This window comes from Thalassobacillus sp. C254, assembly GCF_001310615.1.
On sequence record NZ_BAXQ01000056.1, the window covers coordinates 1 to 2,675 of the forward strand.

Sequence of the window (2,675 nt, forward strand, 5' to 3'; positions counted from 1 at the left end):
TTTCAGCTGATTCAGAATATTTCACTAATTGTTCAAGAAAATCTTCTTTATAATCGGGTATAAATTCAGCTCCAGAAGTTAGTAGTGGATAAAGGTTAGTAAACCAAGTTATTTCCTCACTATTATATTCTTCTACTTCTTTAACCCATTCCTGGACGCTTAAATTTCTTTTTTCAAGATTATTAATAAACGCATAATATGTTTCTTGATAGTGTGTCTCCCATATTTTCAAGAGTATTTTTTACTTTCGATATCACACCTGGCACATGTAGATTAATACCTTCTTTTTTTGCTTCTTTCATTATTGTTGTAAGTATAATATGCCGAAAATTACCTTCATGTCCGTTTATTGCTACAGGAAGCACTTAATACTTTGTGCTTCTTCTAATGTCTCTAAGATATGTTCTAATTCTTCGTCAACCTCTCCAAATTTCTTATGAAGATGTTGTTTAGTAGCAGTATTAACACTTTTAGCGGCTATGTTTGCAAAAATCGTTCCTAGGTATGACTTACCAGTTCCATAGGGCCCTACAATCATATTGAACCTGTTTTGCTCCATTGTGCATAAGGCCAGCTAGGAGGGACTTTAAAGCTAAAGCATGACTGTGAGTCGGATAATAGTTATTAATATAGATATCCTGTCCTATATCAAACTTAATGTTAATACTCGATTTAAAAGTATTCAATTCTAAACCAATCACAGTAAAGCCACCACTTTTCTATTATATTCCTGATCAAGAAAATCAAGGGGATCCGTTCCATTTATTTTAACTGAATCTAAGTTGTTTGTTCTTACAAATGTAAGTGGGTAATGAGGGTGAAGAGAAAGTTTATCTATTGCCTCTATAATTTGTTTTCTTGAAAAATTAAATTGTAATTCCCCAGAGTCCCTTTTCGTTTTCTAGCTCTGAAACTGTAAGTGTGTCAACATCATTTTCTTTACAATAATCAAAAGAATGTAAAGAAGAGCAGTATCCCCAATATTTTCGTATTTGGCTTCCAATTTGGTAATAATACCATCATTAATCTCTATTAATTTCAATGCAGAAAATGGACTAACCATAATATCCTCGGGATCTTGGGCTTCCGCTGCGGTATAGCATTTAATTAAACAATCAATGTCTCTTTTAATTGAGTTAGAAGAAACCTTTTTTGTTTTCAACTTTTCCCACCCACTTTAATAGTTCATCATATAGTTGATCTTTGCTAAAGCTTAAACCATGGTATTGATTGAAGAACCAAAACCATGCAGATGCAGGTTCTTTTTCTTTTACAAGATGATAATGCAGAATTGCTGCGGTATCATTAAGGCGAATAGAAGCATCATATTGGTAAAACAATTCGCCAAACTTTGATTTAGTAAAAATACGTTTTCTAGTTTCCTTATCATTTTTTTCTTCTAATATTCGAGTAGCAAGAGCCCAAAAACGAAGAGATTGAACCATATTTTTACCTAGACCTACTTTTTCAAATGCCTCTTTGTCATAGAAGAAGCGCGGATCATTTATATAGTTCTTTATCTTCGCTAGCCATCTATATCTTAAATAAAAACTTTGATGTTGCCCATAAGCCATGTTAAAATCTCCTTTTTCTCTTGGAGGTTATGTTCCAGTAGTCATAGTAGTCAAAATAATACATCTAGCAGCCTAGATGTATTATATATATCTAAAAGGAGGTAAAGTATTTTAATAGAGCCCTTTTAATATCGACAGTTAAAAATGGACTTTTTCCGCGCTCAATACCTGAGGCCTTTTTTCATTATAAAATCGCCTTTACCACCTAAACGTTCCGCCCCGTCCTCATCGAGGATAATGTTAGAAGCAGTAGCATCGAATGTTCTTAACGCTAAACGAGCAGGTAGATTATTCCTTATTTTTGTATTTATTATTTCTGCTTTAGGGCTTTGTGTACACATGATCAAGTGAATTCCAGCTGCTCTTGCTTTCTGCCCTAACCTCTGTATAGCATCCTCCATTCTAGTTTTAATATCAGAGGAGCCCATCATGAAATCAGCAAACTCATCAAACACTATAATTATGTGAGGTAACTTTTCCTCTTTATCCTTATTGTAATCCTTTATATCACTAACAAAATCTCTTCTCATTAAACTGTATCTTTTGTCCATTTCTTCAGCTAATTCTTCTAGTTTAGTGACAGCGGACTCGACATCCACTAGAACATCTTGAGTATGCGAAGCCCCTTCAAAGAAGGTGAATTCAACCTGCTTTGGATCAATAAAGACGAATTGCAAGTGCTTTTCCGAGTAAAGACACATCATAGATAAAATAATTGAAGTTAGGGTCACACTTTTTCCACTTCCAGTAGTGCCACCTACGAGCATGTGAGGCGTATCAGGATCTGATAAATCAAAAGATAAAACATCATTTAAAGGGCTCAAACCTAGAGGAGCTATTAAGTTACTATCTGAAATAGTATTGTTATATACCTCTCTAACCATTTTTATGAAATGTTCAAAGTATATTATAGATGGTTCGTCTCGTACAATATCTAAATATGAACCCCTATTATCAACTTTAATAGAAGGTTCTTGTCCTAAGCCTAACCATACTTGAATATCCTTAGTTTTGTTTTTTATTCTACCAAAATTTATACTCGAAGGATAAGTAAAATAATTCTAATAACACTTGATCCACTTTCACACTATTAACTTGAAT

General features: G+C 33.5%; 3 protein-coding genes and 1 pseudogene. All 4 read right to left on the reverse strand.

The window, feature by feature from the left end:
- A partial coding sequence (locus tag JCM19033_RS26880; RefSeq protein WP_269758465.1) for a hypothetical protein occupies nucleotides 1-232 on the reverse strand: 232 nt, incomplete at its 3' end.
- A gap of 120 nt (nucleotides 233-352) precedes the next feature.
- Complete coding sequence (locus tag JCM19033_RS21495) at nucleotides 353-538, reverse strand: AAA family ATPase (RefSeq protein ID WP_157050021.1); 186 nt, start codon at nucleotides 536-538, stop codon at nucleotides 353-355.
- Between the two features lie 363 nt (nucleotides 539-901).
- Nucleotides 902-1,574: pseudogene (locus JCM19033_RS26890) on the reverse strand (DUF4007 family protein).
- Nucleotides 1,575-1,735: 161 nt separating this feature from the next.
- On the reverse strand, nucleotides 1,736-2,458 hold the full coding sequence (locus tag JCM19033_RS22920) for an FtsK/SpoIIIE domain-containing protein (protein WP_269758466.1): 723 nt from the start codon (nucleotides 2,456-2,458) through the stop codon (nucleotides 1,736-1,738).
- Between the last annotated feature and the right edge of the window lie 217 nt (nucleotides 2,459-2,675).

Excerpts from the sequence above, each read along its gene's own strand:
- JCM19033_RS22920 (WP_269758466.1), bottom strand. The coding sequence starts at position 2,458 with ATGGTTAGAGAGGTATATAACAATACTATTTCAGATAGTAACTTAATA.
- JCM19033_RS21495 (WP_157050021.1), bottom strand. The coding sequence starts at position 538 with ATGATTGTAGGGCCCTATGGAACTGGTAAGTCATACCTAGGAACGATT.